This is a genomic window from Amycolatopsis thermoflava N1165 (assembly GCF_000473265.1).
In the GTDB taxonomy this organism is placed as follows: Bacteria; Actinomycetota; Actinomycetes; order Mycobacteriales; family Pseudonocardiaceae; genus Amycolatopsis_E; species Amycolatopsis_E thermoflava.
Genome location: NZ_KI421511.1, coordinates 7,563,041 through 7,578,301 on the forward strand (window position 1 = coordinate 7,563,041; position 15,261 = coordinate 7,578,301).

The window sequence follows — 15,261 nt, forward strand, 5'->3', positions numbered from 1 at the left end:
ATGATCAGGGCGTCATCCCATTGGGTGGTTAACGAATGACCCTATCGGGTGAGTACTGGTAACTGTGAATCATTGCCCCCGCTCTGGCCCCCGGGATTGCATGAGATCGCACCACCCGGTCGGGGAGAGGAGACGGCGGCTCATGCGGAAGCGCGCGATGTGGTCCCTACTCGCGGCGGCAGTCGTCGTCACGACGGTCTGGGCCGGGCCCGCCCAAGCCAGGGAAGGACGGATCCTCGAGGCGGGCACCCCCGGCTCGGTCGCGGACAGCTACCTGGTGGTCCTCAAACCGGGCGCCACCTCCCGGGCCGATGACCTGACCAGCCGCTACGGCGGCTCGGCCACCCGGACCTTCAGCGCCGCGCTGAAGGGCTTCGCCGTCAGCGCAGGCGAAACCGAGGCCAAGCGCCTCGCCGCCAACCCCGACGTCGCCTACGTCGTGCAGAACCACGTCCTGCGCATCGCCGACGTGCAGCAGAACCCGCCGTCCTGGGGCCTGGACCGCATCGACCAGGCGAACCTCCCGCTCGACTCGTCCTACCGCTACGACACCGCGGCGGACAACGTCACCGCCTACGTGATCGACACCGGCGTGCGGGCGAGCCACGAGACCTTCGGCGGCCGCGTCACGGGCGGCAAGGACTTCATCGACAACGACGACGACGCCACCGACGAGCACGGCCACGGCACCCACGTCGCGGGCACCATCGGCGGCGCCGAGTACGGCGTCGCCAAGGGCGTGCGGATCGTCCCGGTGCGCGTGCTCGACGCACAGGGCAGCGGCACCACCGACCAGGTCGTCGCCGGGATCGACTGGGTGGCGCAGAACGCGAGCGGCCCGTCCGTGGCCAACATGAGCCTGGGCGGCAGCGCCGACACCGTCCTCGACGACGCCGTCCGCGGCGCGATCGCCAAGGGCGTCACCTTCGCGATCGCCGCGGGCAACGAGGGCGCCGACGCCGGCAACGACTCCCCGGCACGCGTCACCGAGGCGATCACCGTCGCGGCCAGCGACCGGACCGACCGGCAGGCGAGCTTCTCCAACTACGGCAGCGTCGTCGACCTCTACGCGCCGGGCGTGAGCATCACGTCGTCGTGGGGCACCGGCGACACCGCCACCAACACGATCAGCGGCACCTCGATGGCCACCCCGCACGTGGCCGGCGCCGCCGCCCTCTACCTGGCCGGACACCCGGACGCCACACCCGCGCAGGTCGCCGACGCCCTGATCGCCTCAGCCACCCCGGGCAAGATCAGCGGTGCAACCTCGGGCACGCCCAACCGTCTCCTGAACACCGCTGGCTAGGCTGCGGGCGGGGGACGGCGAGCGAAAGGACGGCCGATGGGCGCCATCCACCTGATCCGGCACGGTCAGGCCTCCTTCGGCGCGGCCGACTACGACCAGCTGTCCAGCACCGGGATCGAGCAGGGCGCCGTGGTCGGCGCCGAGCTGCTGCGGCGCAAGATCCGCTTCACCGAGGGCCGGACCGGGTCGATGGCCCGTCAGCGCGCCACCGCGGAGATCGTCCTGGACTGGCTGGGGGCGGGCGCCACGGCCAAGGAGGATCCGCGCTGGAACGAGTACGACCACGTCGACATCGTCGCCCGGCACGGCGGCGGCGCACTGCAGGACGCGAACGACCCGCGCGGGTACCAGGAAGTGCTGGACGCCTCACTGGCCGCGTGGGTGCGGGCCGGTGACGACGGGCCGTGCGCGGAGACCTGGCCGCAGTTCGCCGAGCGGGTGCGCGGCGCGCTGGCCGACCTGGTCGCGGTGCTGCGCAAGGGCGAGAGCGCGGTGGTCTTCACCAGCGGCGGGGTGATCGGCACGCTCGCCGGGCATCTGCTCGGCGACCCCGCGATGGGGTTGCTGCAGCTCAACCGGGTCACCGTGAACTGCGGGATCACGAAGCTGGTGACCGGGCGCGGCGGGGTCACGCTCGTGTCGTTCAACGAGCACGCGCACTTCGAGGGCCGGGCCGCCCGCCTGCTCACCTATCGGTGACGGCGGGGAACACGTCCTCGATCAGCGTCACCAGCGAGCGGGACAGCAGCGTGTGGACCTGGTCGCGGTCGAGTTCGCTGCGCAGCAGCCACTCGCGGCCGGCGGCCTTGACCATGCCGCCGTAGGCGCGGACGAGCGCGTTGCAGACCTCGGCGTTCGCGGCGTCGACCTTCACGCCCAGCGCGTCCAGCACGCGCGCGGCCGAGCGGCGTTCGGCCTCGACGAGGATCGCCTCGACCTCCGGATCGCTGCCGAGGCCCTCGGGTGCGGTGGCGACGAGCCAGGTCTTGCCCTGCTTGGTGACGAGGGTGAGGAACCAGTCGACCGCGACGCGTGCTTTTTCTTCGATCGGCCCGTCGGTGACGATGTCCATCGCCGTGGTCGGGATCGTCACCGCGCGGCGCAGCACCGCCAGGTAGAGCTCACGCTTGGTGCCGAAGTAGTGGTTGATCAGCCCGCGGGCGACGCCCGCTGCCGCTGCGATGTCCGATGTGGACACCTCGGCGTACGGGCGCTCGCCGAACAGCCGGGCGGCGCAGGTGAAGATCTGCTCCCTGCGCGCGTCCGGTTCGAGTCTCCGCCACCGGGGCTGGGAGTCCGTCATGGGCGACATGCTGGCACGGGTCACCCAGGGGAGTTGTTCTTTTCCGACATGTCGGCGAATACGTCATTCGATCGGAGGCACGTGTTAAGAGCGTAACCCGGCGGAAGGGGCCGGAAATGCGTGATCGGGATCCTGCCGGTATCGGAATTGCCGGTCTCGTGGTGCTGGCGTTGGCGTTCGTCGCGGCGGTGCACGCGGATTCGTTGCCGCTGATCGGCGCGGGCGTGTCGTACGAGGCGGAGTTCAGCGAAGCGGGCGGCCTCGCCGTGGACGACGAGGTGCGGGTGGCCGGCGTGAAGGTCGGCAAGGTGGTGGACGTCGGCCTGGACGGTGCGTCGGTGCGGGTCCGGTTCAAGGTGTCGGACACCTGGCTGGGCGACCGCACGACGGCGGCGATCAAGATCAAGACGTTGCTGGGGCAGAAGTACCTCGCGCTGGATCCACAGGGTTCGCAACCACTCGACGAGGTGATCCCGCGCTCGCGGACGATCGCGCCGTACGACGTGCTGGACGCGTTCCGGGACCTGTCGAAGACCGTCGGCGGGCTGGACACGGACCGGCTGGCCCGGTCGTTCGACGCGCTGTCGGCGGCGCTGCCAGGCGGCTCCTCCGTGCGCGGCGCACTGGACGGCCTGTCCCAGCTGTCAACAACGATCGCTTCGCGGGATGCGGAGTTGTCGCGGCTGCTGGGGAACACGGCGGCGCTGTCGCGAACCTTGGCCGACCGCGACGCCCAGGTGGTGCGGTTGATGGCGGACGGGAACCTGGTGCTGGCCGAAGTGGCGGCCAGGGCGTCGGCCATCTCGGCGCTCCTGACGGGGGCGCGGTCGTTGTCCCGGCAGGTGCAGGGCCTGGTGGCGGACAACGATGCCGCGCTGCGCCCGGTGTTGGCCTCGCTCGACCAGCTGACCGGGATGCTGCAGCGGAACCAGGAGGCACTGGCAGCGGGCGTCGCCCGGCTCGCGCCGCTGGTCCGCTACGCCACGAACATCACGGGGCAGGGGCACTGGGGTGACACGTACGTGTGCCTGCCGGTGGTGTCGAGCTGCTATTGAGGGGCTCGGTCGGCTGTCCGGGTTGGACGTCGGCGGAGCCTTCGCGGGTTGCCGCCGGCTCTTGCCGCCACCGTGACCACCCGGAGACCCGAGCCACGCGGAGGTCAACCCCGTCGCCGGCGGCGGGGTTCGGCGACTCGGCTGGATGCGGGTGGGCGTCGTGGGGAATGCCCTGGGCGTCGCGGGTGGATGCGGTTGCTCGACTCGGGTGGACGCTGGGTGTCTCGGTTGGACGCTGCGATCGGGCCCTGGTCGGACCGTGGTTGGTCCTTTCGCACGATCGCCACTGGCCTTGTCGTGCGGTGTCGACCGGCCTAGTCAGGCAGCGCTGGCGAGCCCGTTCCTGCGGCGTCGACTGGCCCGGTTGTGCGGTGTCGACTGGCGTTGTTGGGCGGCGACGGTTGGCCTTGCCGAGCGGGTGGTGCCTGGGCGTGTCGTGTGGCGTCGACTGGCCCGGTTGTGCGGTGTCGACCGGCGTTGTTGGGCGGCGACGGTTGGCCCTGCCGAGCGGGTGGTGCCTGGGCGTGTCGTGTGGCGTCGACTGGCCCGGTTGTGCGGTGTCGACTGGCGTTGTTGTGCGGCGACGGTTGGCCTTGCCGAGCGGGTGGTGCCTGGGCGTGTCGTGTGGCGTCGACTGGCCCGGTTGTGCGGCGGCTGCTGGCCTGTCCCGCGGTGCTGGCTGACCAGCCCGAGCTGCGGTGAGTGGTCACTTCGAGCCGCTGCGAGCGGTCCTGCCGTGTGGCCGCGGTTGGTCCCCTCGCGGGACGGTGAGTGGTTGGTCCCCTCGTGCCTTCGCGACCGTCCCTCTCGTGCGGCTACCACCGGTTCTTTCGTGCCGTCACCATCTGCCACCCTCGCGCGGCCACCACCTGCTCCCTCGCCGCCCGCTGTGACCACCCGAAGGGCTGAGCCATGCAGTGGTCAATCCCACCAGCAGGGCCGAGCCGTGCAGTGGCCAACCCAGTTAGGAGAGCCGAGCCATGCAGAGGTCAACCCCGTCGCCGGCGGCGGGGCTTCGCCGTGCTCCCGCGCAGCAGCACCTCACCCGAAACCCGCCGAACGCGCGCCCGCGCCCCGCCACCACCAGCACCGCCACCGTCGTCGAGGGCCAGCTCCAGCGCCTCCGCCCCGATGCGCTCCAGCGGCAACCCCACCGTGGTCAGCCCGAAATCCCGCACCAGCGGCACGTCGTCGAACCCCGTGACCGACACGTCCTCCGGCACCGACAACCCCGCGGCGCGCAGCGCGCTCACCGCCCCCACGGCCATCACGTCCGACGCCGTCAGCACGCACGTCGCCTTGTGCTTGGCCGCCAGCAGGGCCTCCGTCGCCTCGTAACCGCCGTCCCGGTCGAACGAACCGGCGAACACGTCCCGTTCGGACAGTTCGATCCCCAGCCTGGCCAGCCCCTCCCGGAACCCGGCCACCCGATCGGCCACTGTGGTCAGGCGCGTCGGCCCGGTCACCACCGCGAACCGCCGGTGGCCCAGCCGGTGCATCGCCTCCACCAGGGCCCGCGCACCACCTCGGTTGTCGGGAGCGATGGTGTCCGCCTTGAGCGACCGGTGCCGCGTCACGACGGCCACCCGCCCGCCGCCGCGCCGGTACGGCTCCAGCTCGGCCGCCATCCGCCGCTCCCACGCCCGGTCCTCGAACGCCGAACCGGTCAGCAGGATCGCCGACGCCCGCTGCGCCCGCAGCGTCGACACGCACGCCAGCTCCCGGTCCGGGTCGGCGAACGTGCCGGCGAGCATCACGAGCAGCCCGTGGCTGTCGGCCACCCGCATCACCCCACGGGTGATCGCCGCGAAGTACGGGTCGCTGATGTCGTGGCAGATCACCCCCACCGTCCGGCGCGACCCGCCGGCGAGCGCCTGCGCGTGCGCGTTCGGCGTGTACGCCAGCTCCGCGGCGGCCGACAGCACCCGCTCCCGCAGGTCGTCGCGCACTCTGGTCGTGCCGTTGAGCGCACGGGACGCTGTCGCGAGCGAGACCTCGGCGGTCCTCGCCACGTCCTCGAGCGTCACGTGCGGCCGGTCGCTCATCATTCCTCCCGCGGTCGGCGTTGGGCCGAATTCTAGGTCGGTTTCCGGCTTTTGCCTGGTCAGGACCACCCGAGCGAGTGGGGATGACCGAGGGTGATCGCGGAAATACGTGCGCGCCCCGCCGCGTTGCGGTTGCCAAGACACATCTGCACGACGAAAGGACCCCGCATGCTCTTCGGTGACGAACACGTCCGCCGGTACGAGGAGACCAATGGTGAAGTCGGTCACGACTGGGAGAAGGGCGCCCCGATCCTGATCCTGACGACCACCGGCCGCAAGTCCGGCCAGGAGCGCAAGTTCGCCCTGATCTACCAGGAGCACGAGGGCGCCTACGTGATCGTCGCCTCCAAGGGCGGCGCTCCCCAGCACCCCGGCTGGTACCTCAACCTGCAGGCCAATCCCGAGGTCAAGGTGCAGGTCAAGGCCGACAAGTTCACCGCGAAGGCCCGCACAGCCACCGGCGCGGAGCGCGAGACGCTCTGGGCGAAGATGGCGAAGGTGTGGCCGGACTACGACGAGTACCAGAAGAAGACGGACCGCGAGATCCCCGTCGTGGTCCTCGAGCGCGCCTGATCAGGGGCCGGTCGTGGGTCCGAGCACCCACGACCGGCTCGCCCGCGAGGGCATAGGGTGGCGGGTATGAGTGCGCATTTCGACGTTGTGGTGCTGGGTGCCGGGCCCGGCGGGTATGTCGCGGCGATCCGGGCTTCGCAGCTCGGCCTGAAGACGGCGATCGTCGAGGAGAAGTACTGGGGCGGCGTGTGCCTGAACGTCGGGTGCATCCCGTCGAAGGCGCTGCTGCGCAACGCGGAGCTCGCCCACCTGGTCACCAAGGAGGCCAAGACCTTCGGGATCAGCTCGGACGGGCCGATCACCTTCGACTACGGCGCCGCGTTCGACCGCAGCCGCTCGGTCGCCGACGGCCGGGTCAAGGGCGTGCACTTCCTGATGAAGAAGAACAACATCCAGGAGTTCACCGGGCGCGGCAAGTTCACCGACGCGCACACCATCGAGGTCACCGGTGAGAACGGCGTCGAGACCGTCACCTTCGACCACTGCATCATCGCCGCCGGCGCCACCACCAAGCTGCTGCCGGGCACCCAGCTGTCCGAGCGCGTGGTGACCTACGAGGAGCAGATCCTCTCCCGCGACCTGCCGGGCAGCATCATCATCGCGGGCGCGGGCGCGATCGGCGTCGAGTTCGCCTACGTCATGCACAACTACGGCGTCGACGTGACGATCGTCGAGTTCCTGGACCGCATGGTGCCGCTCGAGGACGCCGACGTGTCCAAGGAGCTGGCCAAGCGCTACAAGAAGCTCGGCATCAAGGTCCTGACCGGCACGAAGGTCGAGAGCATCGACGACAGCGGCGCCAAGGTCAAGGTCACCGTGTCCAGCGGCGGCAACCAGCAGACCCTGGAGGCCGACAAGGTCCTGCAGGCGATCGGCTTCCAGCCGCGCGTCGAGGGCTACGGGCTGGAGAACACCGGCGTCGAGCTGACCGAGCGCGGCGCCATCGCCGTCGACGGCCGCTGCCGCACGAACGTGCCGCACATCTTCGCGATCGGCGACGTCACCGCCAAGCTGATGCTGGCCCACGCGGCCGAGTCGATGGGCATCGTGGCGGCCGAGACGATCGGCGGCGCGGAGACCATGGAGCTCGACTACACGATGATCCCGCGCGCGACGTACTGCCAGCCGCAGGTCGCGAGCTTCGGCCTGACCGAGGCGCAGGCGCGCGAGCAGGGCTACGACGTGCAGGTCGCCAAGTTCCCGTTCACCGCCAACGGCAAGGCCCACGGCCTCGCCGACGCGGGCGGCTTCGTGAAGATCCTGTCCGACGCCAAGTACGGCGAGCTGCTCGGCGCGCACCTGATCGGCCCGGACGTCACCGAGCTGCTGCCCGAGCTGACGCTGGCGCAGCAGTGGGACCTGACGGTGCACGAGGTGGCCCGCAACGTGCACGCGCACCCGACCCTCGGCGAGGCGGTCAAGGAGGCCATCCACGGTCTCGCCGGTCACATGATCAACTTCTGAGGTTGACCTCCAGTTAACTGGAGGTGTCACCGTTGATCTCGCAGGTCGAGATCGAGGAGGCACCTCATGAAGGCAGCGGCGTTCACCGAGCCAGGTGGCCCGGAGGTTCTGCGCGCCATGGATGTCCCGGACCCGCAGGCGGGTCCGGGACAGGTCCGGGTTCGCGTGCGGGCGGCGGGTGTGCAGCCGTTCGACGCGGCGGTCCGGGCCGGCTGGGAGCCGCCGTACGCGACGGGGCTGACGTGGCCGCGGATACCCGGCAACGAGTTCGCCGGCGTGGTGGACCAGGCCGGGGACGGGGCCGCGTGGTCGGTCGGCGACGAGGTGCTCGGCTTCAACGTGCTGGGCTGCTACGCCGAGTACGTGGTGGTGGGGCAGGACCAGGTCACCGCCAAGCCGGCGGGCATGCCGTGGACCGTCGCGGGCGGGTTCACCGCCGGGACGCAGACGGCGTACCTGGCGTTGCGGCAGCTCGGCGTCGGGCCGGGGGACACGGTCCTGGTGCACGCCGCGGCGGGCTCGGTCGGCACGGCGGCGGTCCAGCTCGCGCGGCTGTGGGGTGCGTCCGTGATCGGCACCGCGAGCGAGGCGAACCAGGACTACGTGCGCTCGCTCGGCGCGACTCCGGTCCTCTACGGCGACGGCCTGGAGGACCGGTTGCGAGCGCTTTCACCCGGCGGGGTGCACGCGGTCCTGGACGGCGCGGGTGGTGCCGCGCTTGATCTTTCACTCGCTCTGGTGAAGGAGCGGCGTCGCGTGGTGACCCTGGTGGACCACGATCGGGCGGAGTCGCTCGGGGTGCAGCTGGTGCGCGGGCAGCGGTCGGCGGACCGGCTGGCCGAGCTCGCCCGCCTGTACGACCGGGGCGAGCTGAGCTTCCTGGTGCGCCGGACGTACCGCCTGGACGAGGCGGCCGACGCGCACCGGGAGATCGAGACCGGGCACGGACGTGGCAAGGTCGTGTTGACTGTCTAGCGGGCCGGTCGCGGGGCCGGGGTCGAGCGGGAGGTGCGCATGGGTGGGGTCGCCGTCGTGACGGGCGCCGGTTCGGGCATCGGACGGCATGTGGCGCAGGCGCTGCTGGGCGCCGGCTACCGCGTCGCGCTGGCCGGCCGCAGAGCCGACGCGCTCTCGGAGACGGCCGCGGGTGCGCCGGACGCCCTTGTGCACCCGGCCGACGTCGCCGACCCCGCCCAGGTCAGCGCCCTGTTCGAGGCGGTCGCGGACCGCTGGGGCCGGGTGGACGTGTTGTTCAACAACGCGGGCACCTTCGGCCCCGCGGGCGACCCGGACGAGATCCCGGTCGAGGCGTGGCAGCAGACGGTGGCGGTGAACCTGACCGGCGCGTTCCTGTGCGCGCGGGAGGCGTTCCGGATCATGAAGCGCCAGGACCCGCGCGGTGGCCGCATCATCAACAACGGCTCCATCTCGGCGCACGCCCCGCGCCCCGGCAGCGCCGCCTACACCGCGACGAAGCACGCCATCACCGGGCTGACGAAGTCGCTGTCGCTGGACGGCCGTCCGTACGACATCGCGTGTGGCCAAATCGACATCGGGAACGCGGCGACGGAGATGACGGCGGGAATCGCCAAGGGCGCACGCCAGGCGGACGGCCGTGAGCTGCCCGAACCCACCTTCGACGTGAGACACGTCGCGGAAGCCGTGCGGTACATGGCAGGGCTCCCGCTCACCGCGAACGTGCAGTTCATGACCGTCACAGCGACGAAGATGCCGTTCATCGGCAGAGGCTGAAACGTTCCCCCGCCGTCCGGCGATAGGGGAAGTGACGGTGACTAAACTGCAGGTCAGGACGGCCTGTGGTCGTCGGCGCCAGGCCCTCGTAGCTCAGCCGGATAGAGCAAGAGCCTTCTAATCTCTAGGTCGCAGGTTCGAGTCCTGCCGGGGGCACTACCTGGGGAAACGTGGTTGAGGGTACAGCCACAGCGCTACCAGAGCAAGAGAGTGACGGGGTAGCATCCCGCGTCATGACCACCTCGACCGTCGCCGATGACGGGCTCACGCTCGACGAGTTGCGCGAGCTGGTGCCCGACTTCGAGACCCACCTGAAGGCCGGGAAGAAGGCCGCCACGACGGTGGACCTCTACCTGCGCCACCTCCGCTACCTGTTCGCCTGGCTGGAGGACAACGCGCCCGACGAGCCGGTGGGCAAACCGGTGCTGGAGCGGTACTTCGTTGCCCTGCTGGAGCGAAACACGCGCCGGAACAACCGCGAGGGCGAGCAGGTCAAGGCGACCTACGCCAATGCGCAGTACCGCAGCGCCCAGCAGTTCTGGGCATGGCTGGAGCGCGAAGAGGAAATCACGCGCAACCCGTTCGACAAGATGAGCCCGCCGAGCGCGCCGCTGCCCAAGATCCCGGTCCGGCCCGACGACGACGTGCGCGCGCTGCTGGCAACCTGCAAGGGGCGTACCTTCGTCGAGCTGCGCGACACCGCGATCATCCGACTGTTCGCCGACACTGGCGTGCGTGTGTCGGGAATGGCCGGTATCAACCTCGACGACGTCAACTTTGACTACGACACCGTGGAAGTCGTGTTGAAGGGTGGCGGCACCCTCACGCTTCCGTTTGGCGCCAAGACCTCCGAAGCGCTGCGACGCTACATGCGTGCCCGGAGGAAGCGTCCGGGCGCGGAGCGACACACCGCGCTCTGGCTCGGCGACAAGGGGCCACTCACCACATCGGGCATCCGGCAGATGCTCGAACGCCGCGCCGAGCAGGCGGAGATCAAGAACTTCAATCCGCACCTCTTCCGTCACCTGTTCGCCCACACCTGGCTCGCCAACGGCGGCAACGAGGGCGATCTCATGCGGCTGATGGGGTGGAAGTCCCGCGCCATGCTGCTGCGCTACGGCGAATCGGCCGCTGCCGAACGCGCCCGCAACTCGCATCGTCAGAAGGCCCTGGGCGACCGCTTCTAGGCCGCCGCATCGAGGACGACGAGTGGCAGCGCGGCGGCCACGGCGACGGCGGCTGTCGTGCTCTCCTCGGGCATCTCGGCGTCCGCGTCGCCGTCGGCGGGCACGTCGTCGGATGGCCGGGATGGTCCGGCCGGCCCCGGCAGTGGGGTGGACGTGGGTGACGTGGTGCTGCTCGACGGCCGCGGGCTGCGGGGCGTCGTGGTAGCGCCCGCTGACGCCCTGCGCGACGGGGACACTGCCGAACTGCCGGTCGGCTGCGGTGCGGCGGCCACCTCTGCGTCGAAGTGAGAGCGCTCCGGAGCGCCACGCAACGCGGTGTCCTCGTACCGTGCGCTGCTCTTGCGTGCCGCGCTGGCGCTGGCGGCTGGCGCGGTCGCCTCGGGGGCGGGGGCAGGCCCGGCGGGCAGGCCGCCGCCCTCCGGGCGGGCGAGCTGCAGCACCGCGATCACGCCGGTGGTGGTCAGAGCGGCGAGGAGGCTCGCGGCCGCGGCGTGGTAGGCCGGCGGGACCCGGGGCCGCGGACGGGGGCGCGCCGTCGGCAGGGGGGTGCTCGTGGTGACGAGCTGGAGATGGCGACCGCCTACCGCGGGCAGCGCGGCGAGCGCTCGGAGGCGAGCGCGTGCGCGGGCGATCTGGTGAGCGCGCCACCAGTGGGTGGCGCCGCCGAGCGCGACCACCACGGCGAGCCCGGCAATCAGGTGAACACTTTGCACACCCGATCTTCGGCTTAGACGCCGTTCTCGTTGCGGTCCGTCACGGGTTACCACCGAGAATCGCCGAATCGGCGCAGTTGGGGACACCCTCGAGGGTTATCCCGTGATCTTTCAACTACCCGTTCGGCCTAGTCCGTGCTGGCCTCGTTGGCCTTGCCCCTCGCGCCACAGGCGCTCGCGGCGCTCGATGATGAACGCCCACCGCTCCTCCTCGGGGACGCGCGTGATCGCCATCATTTCCCGCTCGACGTCGTCCCGGAGGACGCGTTCGAAGACATGCGGGGGGACGGGCTCGGGCGCGGGCGGCTCGCCGCCGGCCAGGATTCGGTCAATCGCCCCGTCGCCCCAGCCGTAGGCGTCCTGCAGGCCGGTCTTGGTCTGCTCCGTCATGGGCTTGGCGCCCTTGCGGACCGCTCGCAGCAGCACGGGGGAGATCCCGGCGCGTTGCGCGACGTCCTTCCACTTCCAGCGTCGTCGAATGCGTTCCCGGTCCAGTACCGCGTCCAGGTGCGCCAGGCCGCCGCTGTCCTCCGCCATCTCAGGTCCTCCTTGTAGAGGTTTGGAGCGAATTGTAGCGATACGGAACGCAAAGACGCAGCGTGGAGCGCTAGTTGGGGCCATCCGGCCTAATTACATGCTTGCAAGTAGCGCTACGGAGCGCTACGTTTCGCTTCATGACCAAGCCCCGACTGAGCCTCCCCTTCGACGGCGGCAAGGTGCGCGCCCTCCGGGAGACGGCCGGGTTGTCCCTGACCGACCTGGCGCAGCGCCTCACGAAACAGGGTCACCCGACGCACCGCAGCACGCTGAGCAAGATCGAGATCGGCACCAACGGCCCGAGCCCGCGGCTGTTCAACGCGCTGGTGAAGGCGCTGAAGGTCAAGCCTCAGCAGTTGCTCGCCGACCCGGCCACCGAGCGGCGGTCCGCGTGACACCTGAGCAGCGCGCGTTGCGATCCCGCCTGGGCGCACACATCAAGTGGGCCAACACCACCGACCGGTCGGCGGCGACCGCGCCCGCGCGCAAGGCGTTCCACGACCGGTGGGAGCGGCAGGCCGACCCCGACGGCGTGCTGAGCCCGGGCGAGCGCGCGGTGAGGGCCGAGCACCTGAAGAAGGCTCACTTCACGCGCATGGCGATGGCCTCGGCGAAAGCCCGCGCCCGCAAGGGATCCACGACGCGCACACGCAAGGGCGACGCGGCGTGATGGCTGGCTGGATCTGCGCGTGGTGCAACCGCGAGGTCGACCAGCTGCCGTGCCCGCACCCGGACTGCCCGTCGCGCCGCTAACCCCCCGCTCACGAAAAAGGCCCGCCCCGTGTCCACCGCCAAGCAGCACGGGACGGGCGAAGACCACCGAACGAAAGGACGACCGGTGGAGCACGAGAAGCGTATCCCGCCGCCCCGCCCCGGGCGGCACAGCTGGACCCCGCGCACCGGGTGGGCCAACACCCCGGCCGGCCAGATCGAGCACGCGAACCCGGGCGCCGAGGCGCCCGCCGGGCTCGGCGTCCGGCCGCACGAGGGCAAGCACCGCAAGGACGAGCGCGCCGCCGTGGCGCGGATGGGAGCGGCAGCGTGACCGCGACAGCCGGAACGCTCGGCGAATCCCCGCAGGACGCCGTTCACGTCATCCGCCAGCTCGGCGGCCCGGACCTGGTCGCCGAGCGCGCGGCCCGCGGCGGCGCGTACCCGGCGCGGCACCGGCTCGCCGACGTCGACGCCGACACCGCGGTGCTCGTCGACGTGCCCGAGATCCTGCGCCTGGCGTCCGAGCTGGACGAGATCGACGCCGTGACGGTGGCGCTCGTCCACCGCGCGCCCAACGGGCCGTGCACCTGGTGCCAGATCGTCGGCCGCCCCGCGGCCGTCACGGTCTACGGCGACCCGGCGCCGACCGACGACTGGGCGCCGCTGGAGATGGCCGAGACGTGCTTGGCGTGCGCGCCCCGCGCGGTGCATCAGGCCGTGATCGAGCAGAACCCGGACTCGGCGAAGCACATCGCTGTCGAGATCGCCGTACCGGCGCACCCCCTGACCGCCCCGCGCCCGACCACGGGCGCCCCCAACCAGTCGAACCAGAACGTGAGGACGAACCGGTGAGCAGCAGAGACCTGGCCGTGAAGGTGGCCGCCAACAAGGTGCTGATGGACCACGCCAAGACGCAGTACGACCAGGCGCGGGCCGAGATGAGCGCCCGGATGGAGCGCGGCGACCGCGTGATGGCGGTGGCCCCCAACGGCGTGAAGATCGCCGCGGTGTCCAAGAAGGACCCCAAGCCGCACGCTGGGATCGTCGACATGCCGGCGTTCCGCGCGTGGGTAGCGAAGCACTACCCCGAGCGGATCGTCACGACGCTGGAGATCGTCGGCGCGCCGGAGGAAGTGAAGGAAGTGCTGATGCGGCACGCCCCGGCGCTGCTGAAGCAGTCCGACGCCGTCGAACCGGACTTCGTGCGCACCGTGCTGAACGACTCGACCAAGCACGGCCGCGCCGTCGGCCCGGGCGGTGAGGTCGAGATCCCCGGCGTGCAGGTCGAGCACCGCGAGGGCGTCGTGGCGTGCGTCCCCACCGACGAAGCGATGGGCGTCGTGATCGAGATGCTGCAGAGCGGCGAACTGGACCTGCTCGACGTGCTCCCGGTCGGCGGTGGCGAGTGACGCCGGAAATGCTCGACGCCCTCCGGGCGCCGTTCGACGGCGACGCGGTGCGCACCCGGTCGGAGGTCACGTGCCCCGCCTGCAAGATGGGCGGCTGCAGCGCTCACCGGATCGCGCCCTGCGAGGAGTGCGGCGGCACGCTGACCACCGCCCACGTGCACCTCGACTACGTCGGCCACGCCCACGTGACCGCGCGACTGCTCGACGTCGACCCGGAATGGACCTGGGAACCGCTGGCGCTCACCCCCGACGGGCTGCCCGCGCTGCAGGACGGCGCCCTCTGGATCCGGTTAACCATCGGCGGCGTGACGCGGCTCGGCGTCGGCGACGCCGTCGGCCACCGCGGCGGCCGCGCGCTGAAAGAGATGATCGGCGACGCCCTCCGCAACGCCGCGATGCGCTTCGGCGTGGCGCTGGACATGTGGATGCGCCAGCCCGAAACGCCCGCCAACCCGGCACCCGCGGACCCGCCCGCGACCACCGAGCCCGCCACGGACGAGCGGGACGAGCGCGGCGACGCGAACGGCCTGCGCGGCCGGATCCGGGACATCACCAAGGGACGTGGCAGGTCGGCGTCGCAGACCGCGGCCGACTTCACGAAGTGGTCGAGGAAGGGCACACAGTTCCTTCGGGCCAGCCCAGCCGAGCTGGCCGAGTACCTGGATCACCTGCTGCAGAACGGCGGGAAGCGGTGAAGGCCCAGCAGATCAGCCGCGCCGTGCGGGACATCGTGCACGCCCGCTCCCGCGGGATGTGCGAGAAGTGCGGCCGCCGCCCGGCCGTCGAGGTCCACCACCGCACCGGCCGACAGATGGGCGGGTCCCGGGAACCGTGGATCAACCGGCCGTCGAACCTCCTCGACTTGTGCGACCCGTGCCACGACGAGGTCACCGACACTCGCGGCAACCGCGCGTTTGTCGAGACCTGCGGGTGGCTCGTCCGGCGCGGCGAGGAGCTGCCCGCCGACGTGCCGGTGCTGCTGTGGCACGGCCTGTGGCTGCTCGACGACCTCGGCGACTTCCGCACCGATCCGCGCGTGTCCGAGGCGCAGGCGCGCATCGATGCGGTGAGGGCCGCATGAGCGCGCCCGTAGCGCCGGGCGGCGGCGCCGGTATCGGATGCTCGACCGTGCTCGGGATCGTGTCGCTGTTCCTGTGCGGGTTCCTGCTCGTGATCGCCTTCGGCCTGGCGGCCGGGTGGTGA

Annotated in this window: 20 protein-coding genes and 1 tRNA gene; 17 read left to right on the forward strand and 4 right to left on the reverse strand. The window is 71.1% G+C overall.

The genetic code is table 11. The features are described 5' to 3' along the window. The first annotated feature begins 142 nt into the window (after positions 1-142). Together AMYTH_RS0137515 and AMYTH_RS0137520 are read left to right on the forward strand one after the other, a co-directional pair. The gene (locus tag AMYTH_RS0137515) at positions 143-1,306 is read left to right on the forward strand and encodes a S8 family peptidase (protein WP_027934536.1); all 1,164 of its coding nucleotides are present in this window, start codon (positions 143-145) and stop codon (positions 1,304-1,306) included. 36 nt (positions 1,307-1,342) lie between these two features. Continuing rightward, the gene (locus AMYTH_RS0137520) at positions 1,343-2,005 is read left to right on the forward strand and encodes a histidine phosphatase family protein (protein WP_027934537.1); all 663 of its coding nucleotides are present in this window, start codon (positions 1,343-1,345) and stop codon (positions 2,003-2,005) included. Here the strand turns inward: AMYTH_RS0137520 and AMYTH_RS0137525 are convergent. After that, positions 1,992-2,609 (reverse strand): TetR/AcrR family transcriptional regulator, encoded by a 618-nt coding sequence (locus AMYTH_RS0137525; protein ID WP_037324274.1) that lies wholly within the window; start codon positions 2,607-2,609, stop codon positions 1,992-1,994. The two genes, AMYTH_RS0137520 and AMYTH_RS0137525, sit on opposite strands and share 14 nt — an antisense overlap. Positions 2,610-2,725: 116 nt before the next feature. On the opposite strand from AMYTH_RS0137525, the gene AMYTH_RS0137530 reads away from it, so the two are divergent. After that, on the forward strand, positions 2,726-3,664 hold the full coding sequence (locus AMYTH_RS0137530; RefSeq protein ID WP_037322989.1) for an MCE family protein: 939 nt from the start codon (positions 2,726-2,728) through the stop codon (positions 3,662-3,664). A 989-nt stretch (positions 3,665-4,653) separates the two neighbouring features. On the opposite strand, the gene AMYTH_RS0137535 is transcribed toward AMYTH_RS0137530, so the two are convergent. After that, positions 4,654-5,709, reverse strand: a complete 1,056-nt coding sequence (locus AMYTH_RS0137535) for a LacI family DNA-binding transcriptional regulator (protein ID WP_027934540.1) — start codon at positions 5,707-5,709, stop codon at positions 4,654-4,656. 168 nt (positions 5,710-5,877) lie between these two features. Here AMYTH_RS0137535 and AMYTH_RS0137540 point away from each other — a divergent pair, with 168 nt between their 5' ends. From AMYTH_RS0137540 to AMYTH_RS0137565, 6 genes are all read left to right on the forward strand, one after another. Next, positions 5,878-6,282, forward strand: a complete 405-nt coding sequence (locus AMYTH_RS0137540) for a nitroreductase family deazaflavin-dependent oxidoreductase (RefSeq protein WP_027934541.1) — start codon at positions 5,878-5,880, stop codon at positions 6,280-6,282. Between the two features lie 66 nt (positions 6,283-6,348). Further along, on the forward strand, positions 6,349-7,746 hold the full coding sequence (gene lpdA, locus AMYTH_RS0137545; RefSeq protein WP_017984268.1) for a dihydrolipoyl dehydrogenase: 1,398 nt from the start codon (positions 6,349-6,351) through the stop codon (positions 7,744-7,746). A gap of 66 nt (positions 7,747-7,812) precedes the next feature. Next, the gene (locus AMYTH_RS0137550) at positions 7,813-8,721 is read left to right on the forward strand and encodes an NADP-dependent oxidoreductase (protein ID WP_027934542.1); all 909 of its coding nucleotides are present in this window, start codon (positions 7,813-7,815) and stop codon (positions 8,719-8,721) included. A 39-nt stretch (positions 8,722-8,760) separates the two neighbouring features. Next, on the forward strand, positions 8,761-9,498 hold the full coding sequence (locus tag AMYTH_RS0137555; protein ID WP_027934543.1) for an SDR family oxidoreductase: 738 nt from the start codon (positions 8,761-8,763) through the stop codon (positions 9,496-9,498). Between the two features lie 82 nt (positions 9,499-9,580). Beyond that, a tRNA-Arg gene (locus AMYTH_RS0137560) sits at positions 9,581-9,654 on the forward strand. 77 nt (positions 9,655-9,731) lie between these two features. Continuing rightward, on the forward strand, positions 9,732-10,685 hold the full coding sequence (locus AMYTH_RS0137565; protein ID WP_027934544.1) for a tyrosine-type recombinase/integrase: 954 nt from the start codon (positions 9,732-9,734) through the stop codon (positions 10,683-10,685). Here the strand turns inward: AMYTH_RS0137565 and AMYTH_RS0137570 are convergent. Continuing rightward, positions 10,682-11,398, reverse strand: a complete 717-nt coding sequence (locus AMYTH_RS0137570) for a hypothetical protein (RefSeq protein ID WP_027934545.1) — start codon at positions 11,396-11,398, stop codon at positions 10,682-10,684. The genes AMYTH_RS0137565 and AMYTH_RS0137570 overlap by 4 nt on opposite strands. A gap of 111 nt (positions 11,399-11,509) precedes the next feature. Further along, positions 11,510-11,935 (reverse strand): hypothetical protein, encoded by a 426-nt coding sequence (locus AMYTH_RS47320; protein ID WP_051362932.1) that lies wholly within the window; start codon positions 11,933-11,935, stop codon positions 11,510-11,512. 137 nt (positions 11,936-12,072) lie between these two features. On the opposite strand from AMYTH_RS47320, the gene AMYTH_RS0137580 reads away from it, so the two are divergent. From AMYTH_RS0137580 to AMYTH_RS50980, 8 genes are all read left to right on the forward strand, one after another. Beyond that, a complete protein-coding gene (locus tag AMYTH_RS0137580; protein ID WP_027934546.1) occupies positions 12,073-12,330 on the forward strand; it encodes a helix-turn-helix domain-containing protein in 258 nt (85 codons plus the stop codon). After that, positions 12,327-12,605 (forward strand): hypothetical protein, encoded by a 279-nt coding sequence (locus AMYTH_RS46410; protein ID WP_051362933.1) that lies wholly within the window; start codon positions 12,327-12,329, stop codon positions 12,603-12,605. The genes AMYTH_RS0137580 and AMYTH_RS46410 overlap by 4 nt, the downstream gene beginning before the upstream one ends. A gap of 168 nt (positions 12,606-12,773) precedes the next feature. Next, entirely contained in the window at positions 12,774-12,980 is a 207-nt protein-coding gene (locus AMYTH_RS0137595; RefSeq protein ID WP_027934547.1) for a hypothetical protein, read from the forward strand. Beyond that, complete coding sequence (locus AMYTH_RS0137600; RefSeq protein WP_027934548.1) at positions 12,977-13,501, forward strand: hypothetical protein; 525 nt, start codon at positions 12,977-12,979, stop codon at positions 13,499-13,501. Before AMYTH_RS0137595 ends, AMYTH_RS0137600 begins: the two co-directional genes overlap by 4 nt. Further along, positions 13,498-14,058 carry a hypothetical protein gene (locus AMYTH_RS0137605; protein ID WP_027934549.1) on the forward strand — a complete coding sequence of 187 codons (561 nt, stop codon included), beginning with the start codon at positions 13,498-13,500 and terminating at the stop codon, positions 14,056-14,058. The genes AMYTH_RS0137600 and AMYTH_RS0137605 overlap by 4 nt, the downstream gene beginning before the upstream one ends. A gap of 8 nt (positions 14,059-14,066) precedes the next feature. Beyond that, positions 14,067-14,753 (forward strand): hypothetical protein, encoded by a 687-nt coding sequence (locus tag AMYTH_RS47325; RefSeq protein ID WP_051362934.1) that lies wholly within the window; start codon positions 14,067-14,069, stop codon positions 14,751-14,753. After that, entirely contained in the window at positions 14,750-15,139 is a 390-nt protein-coding gene (locus AMYTH_RS46420; RefSeq protein WP_051362935.1) for an HNH endonuclease, read from the forward strand. The genes AMYTH_RS47325 and AMYTH_RS46420 overlap by 4 nt, the downstream gene beginning before the upstream one ends. Next, positions 15,136-15,261, forward strand: a complete 126-nt coding sequence (locus tag AMYTH_RS50980) for a hypothetical protein (RefSeq protein ID WP_267283911.1) — start codon at positions 15,136-15,138, stop codon at positions 15,259-15,261. Before AMYTH_RS46420 ends, AMYTH_RS50980 begins: the two co-directional genes overlap by 4 nt.

What these genes read in the sequence shown, in the direction of transcription:
- AMYTH_RS47325 (WP_051362934.1), top strand. Translation starts at nt 14,067, where the DNA reads ATGCTCGACGCCCTCCGGGCGCCGTTCGACGGCGACGCGGTGCGCACC.
- AMYTH_RS0137530 (WP_037322989.1), top strand. Translation starts at nt 2,726, where the DNA reads ATGCGTGATCGGGATCCTGCCGGTATCGGAATTGCCGGTCTCGTGGTG.
- AMYTH_RS0137580 (WP_027934546.1), top strand. Translation starts at nt 12,073, where the DNA reads ATGACCAAGCCCCGACTGAGCCTCCCCTTCGACGGCGGCAAGGTGCGC.
- AMYTH_RS0137550 (WP_027934542.1), top strand. Translation starts at nt 7,813, where the DNA reads ATGAAGGCAGCGGCGTTCACCGAGCCAGGTGGCCCGGAGGTTCTGCGC.
- AMYTH_RS0137535 (WP_027934540.1), bottom strand. Translation starts at nt 5,709, where the DNA reads ATGAGCGACCGGCCGCACGTGACGCTCGAGGACGTGGCGAGGACCGCC.
- AMYTH_RS50980 (WP_267283911.1), top strand. Translation starts at nt 15,136, where the DNA reads ATGAGCGCGCCCGTAGCGCCGGGCGGCGGCGCCGGTATCGGATGCTCG.
- lpdA (WP_017984268.1), top strand. Translation starts at nt 6,349, where the DNA reads ATGAGTGCGCATTTCGACGTTGTGGTGCTGGGTGCCGGGCCCGGCGGG.
- AMYTH_RS0137520 (WP_027934537.1), top strand. Translation starts at nt 1,343, where the DNA reads ATGGGCGCCATCCACCTGATCCGGCACGGTCAGGCCTCCTTCGGCGCG.
- AMYTH_RS0137525 (WP_037324274.1), bottom strand. Translation starts at nt 2,609, where the DNA reads ATGACGGACTCCCAGCCCCGGTGGCGGAGACTCGAACCGGACGCGCGC.
- AMYTH_RS0137540 (WP_027934541.1), top strand. Translation starts at nt 5,878, where the DNA reads ATGCTCTTCGGTGACGAACACGTCCGCCGGTACGAGGAGACCAATGGT.
- AMYTH_RS47320 (WP_051362932.1), bottom strand. Translation starts at nt 11,935, where the DNA reads ATGGCGGAGGACAGCGGCGGCCTGGCGCACCTGGACGCGGTACTGGAC.
- AMYTH_RS0137555 (WP_027934543.1), top strand. Translation starts at nt 8,761, where the DNA reads ATGGGTGGGGTCGCCGTCGTGACGGGCGCCGGTTCGGGCATCGGACGG.
- AMYTH_RS0137515 (WP_027934536.1), top strand. Translation starts at nt 143, where the DNA reads ATGCGGAAGCGCGCGATGTGGTCCCTACTCGCGGCGGCAGTCGTCGTC.
- AMYTH_RS0137565 (WP_027934544.1), top strand. Translation starts at nt 9,732, where the DNA reads ATGACCACCTCGACCGTCGCCGATGACGGGCTCACGCTCGACGAGTTG.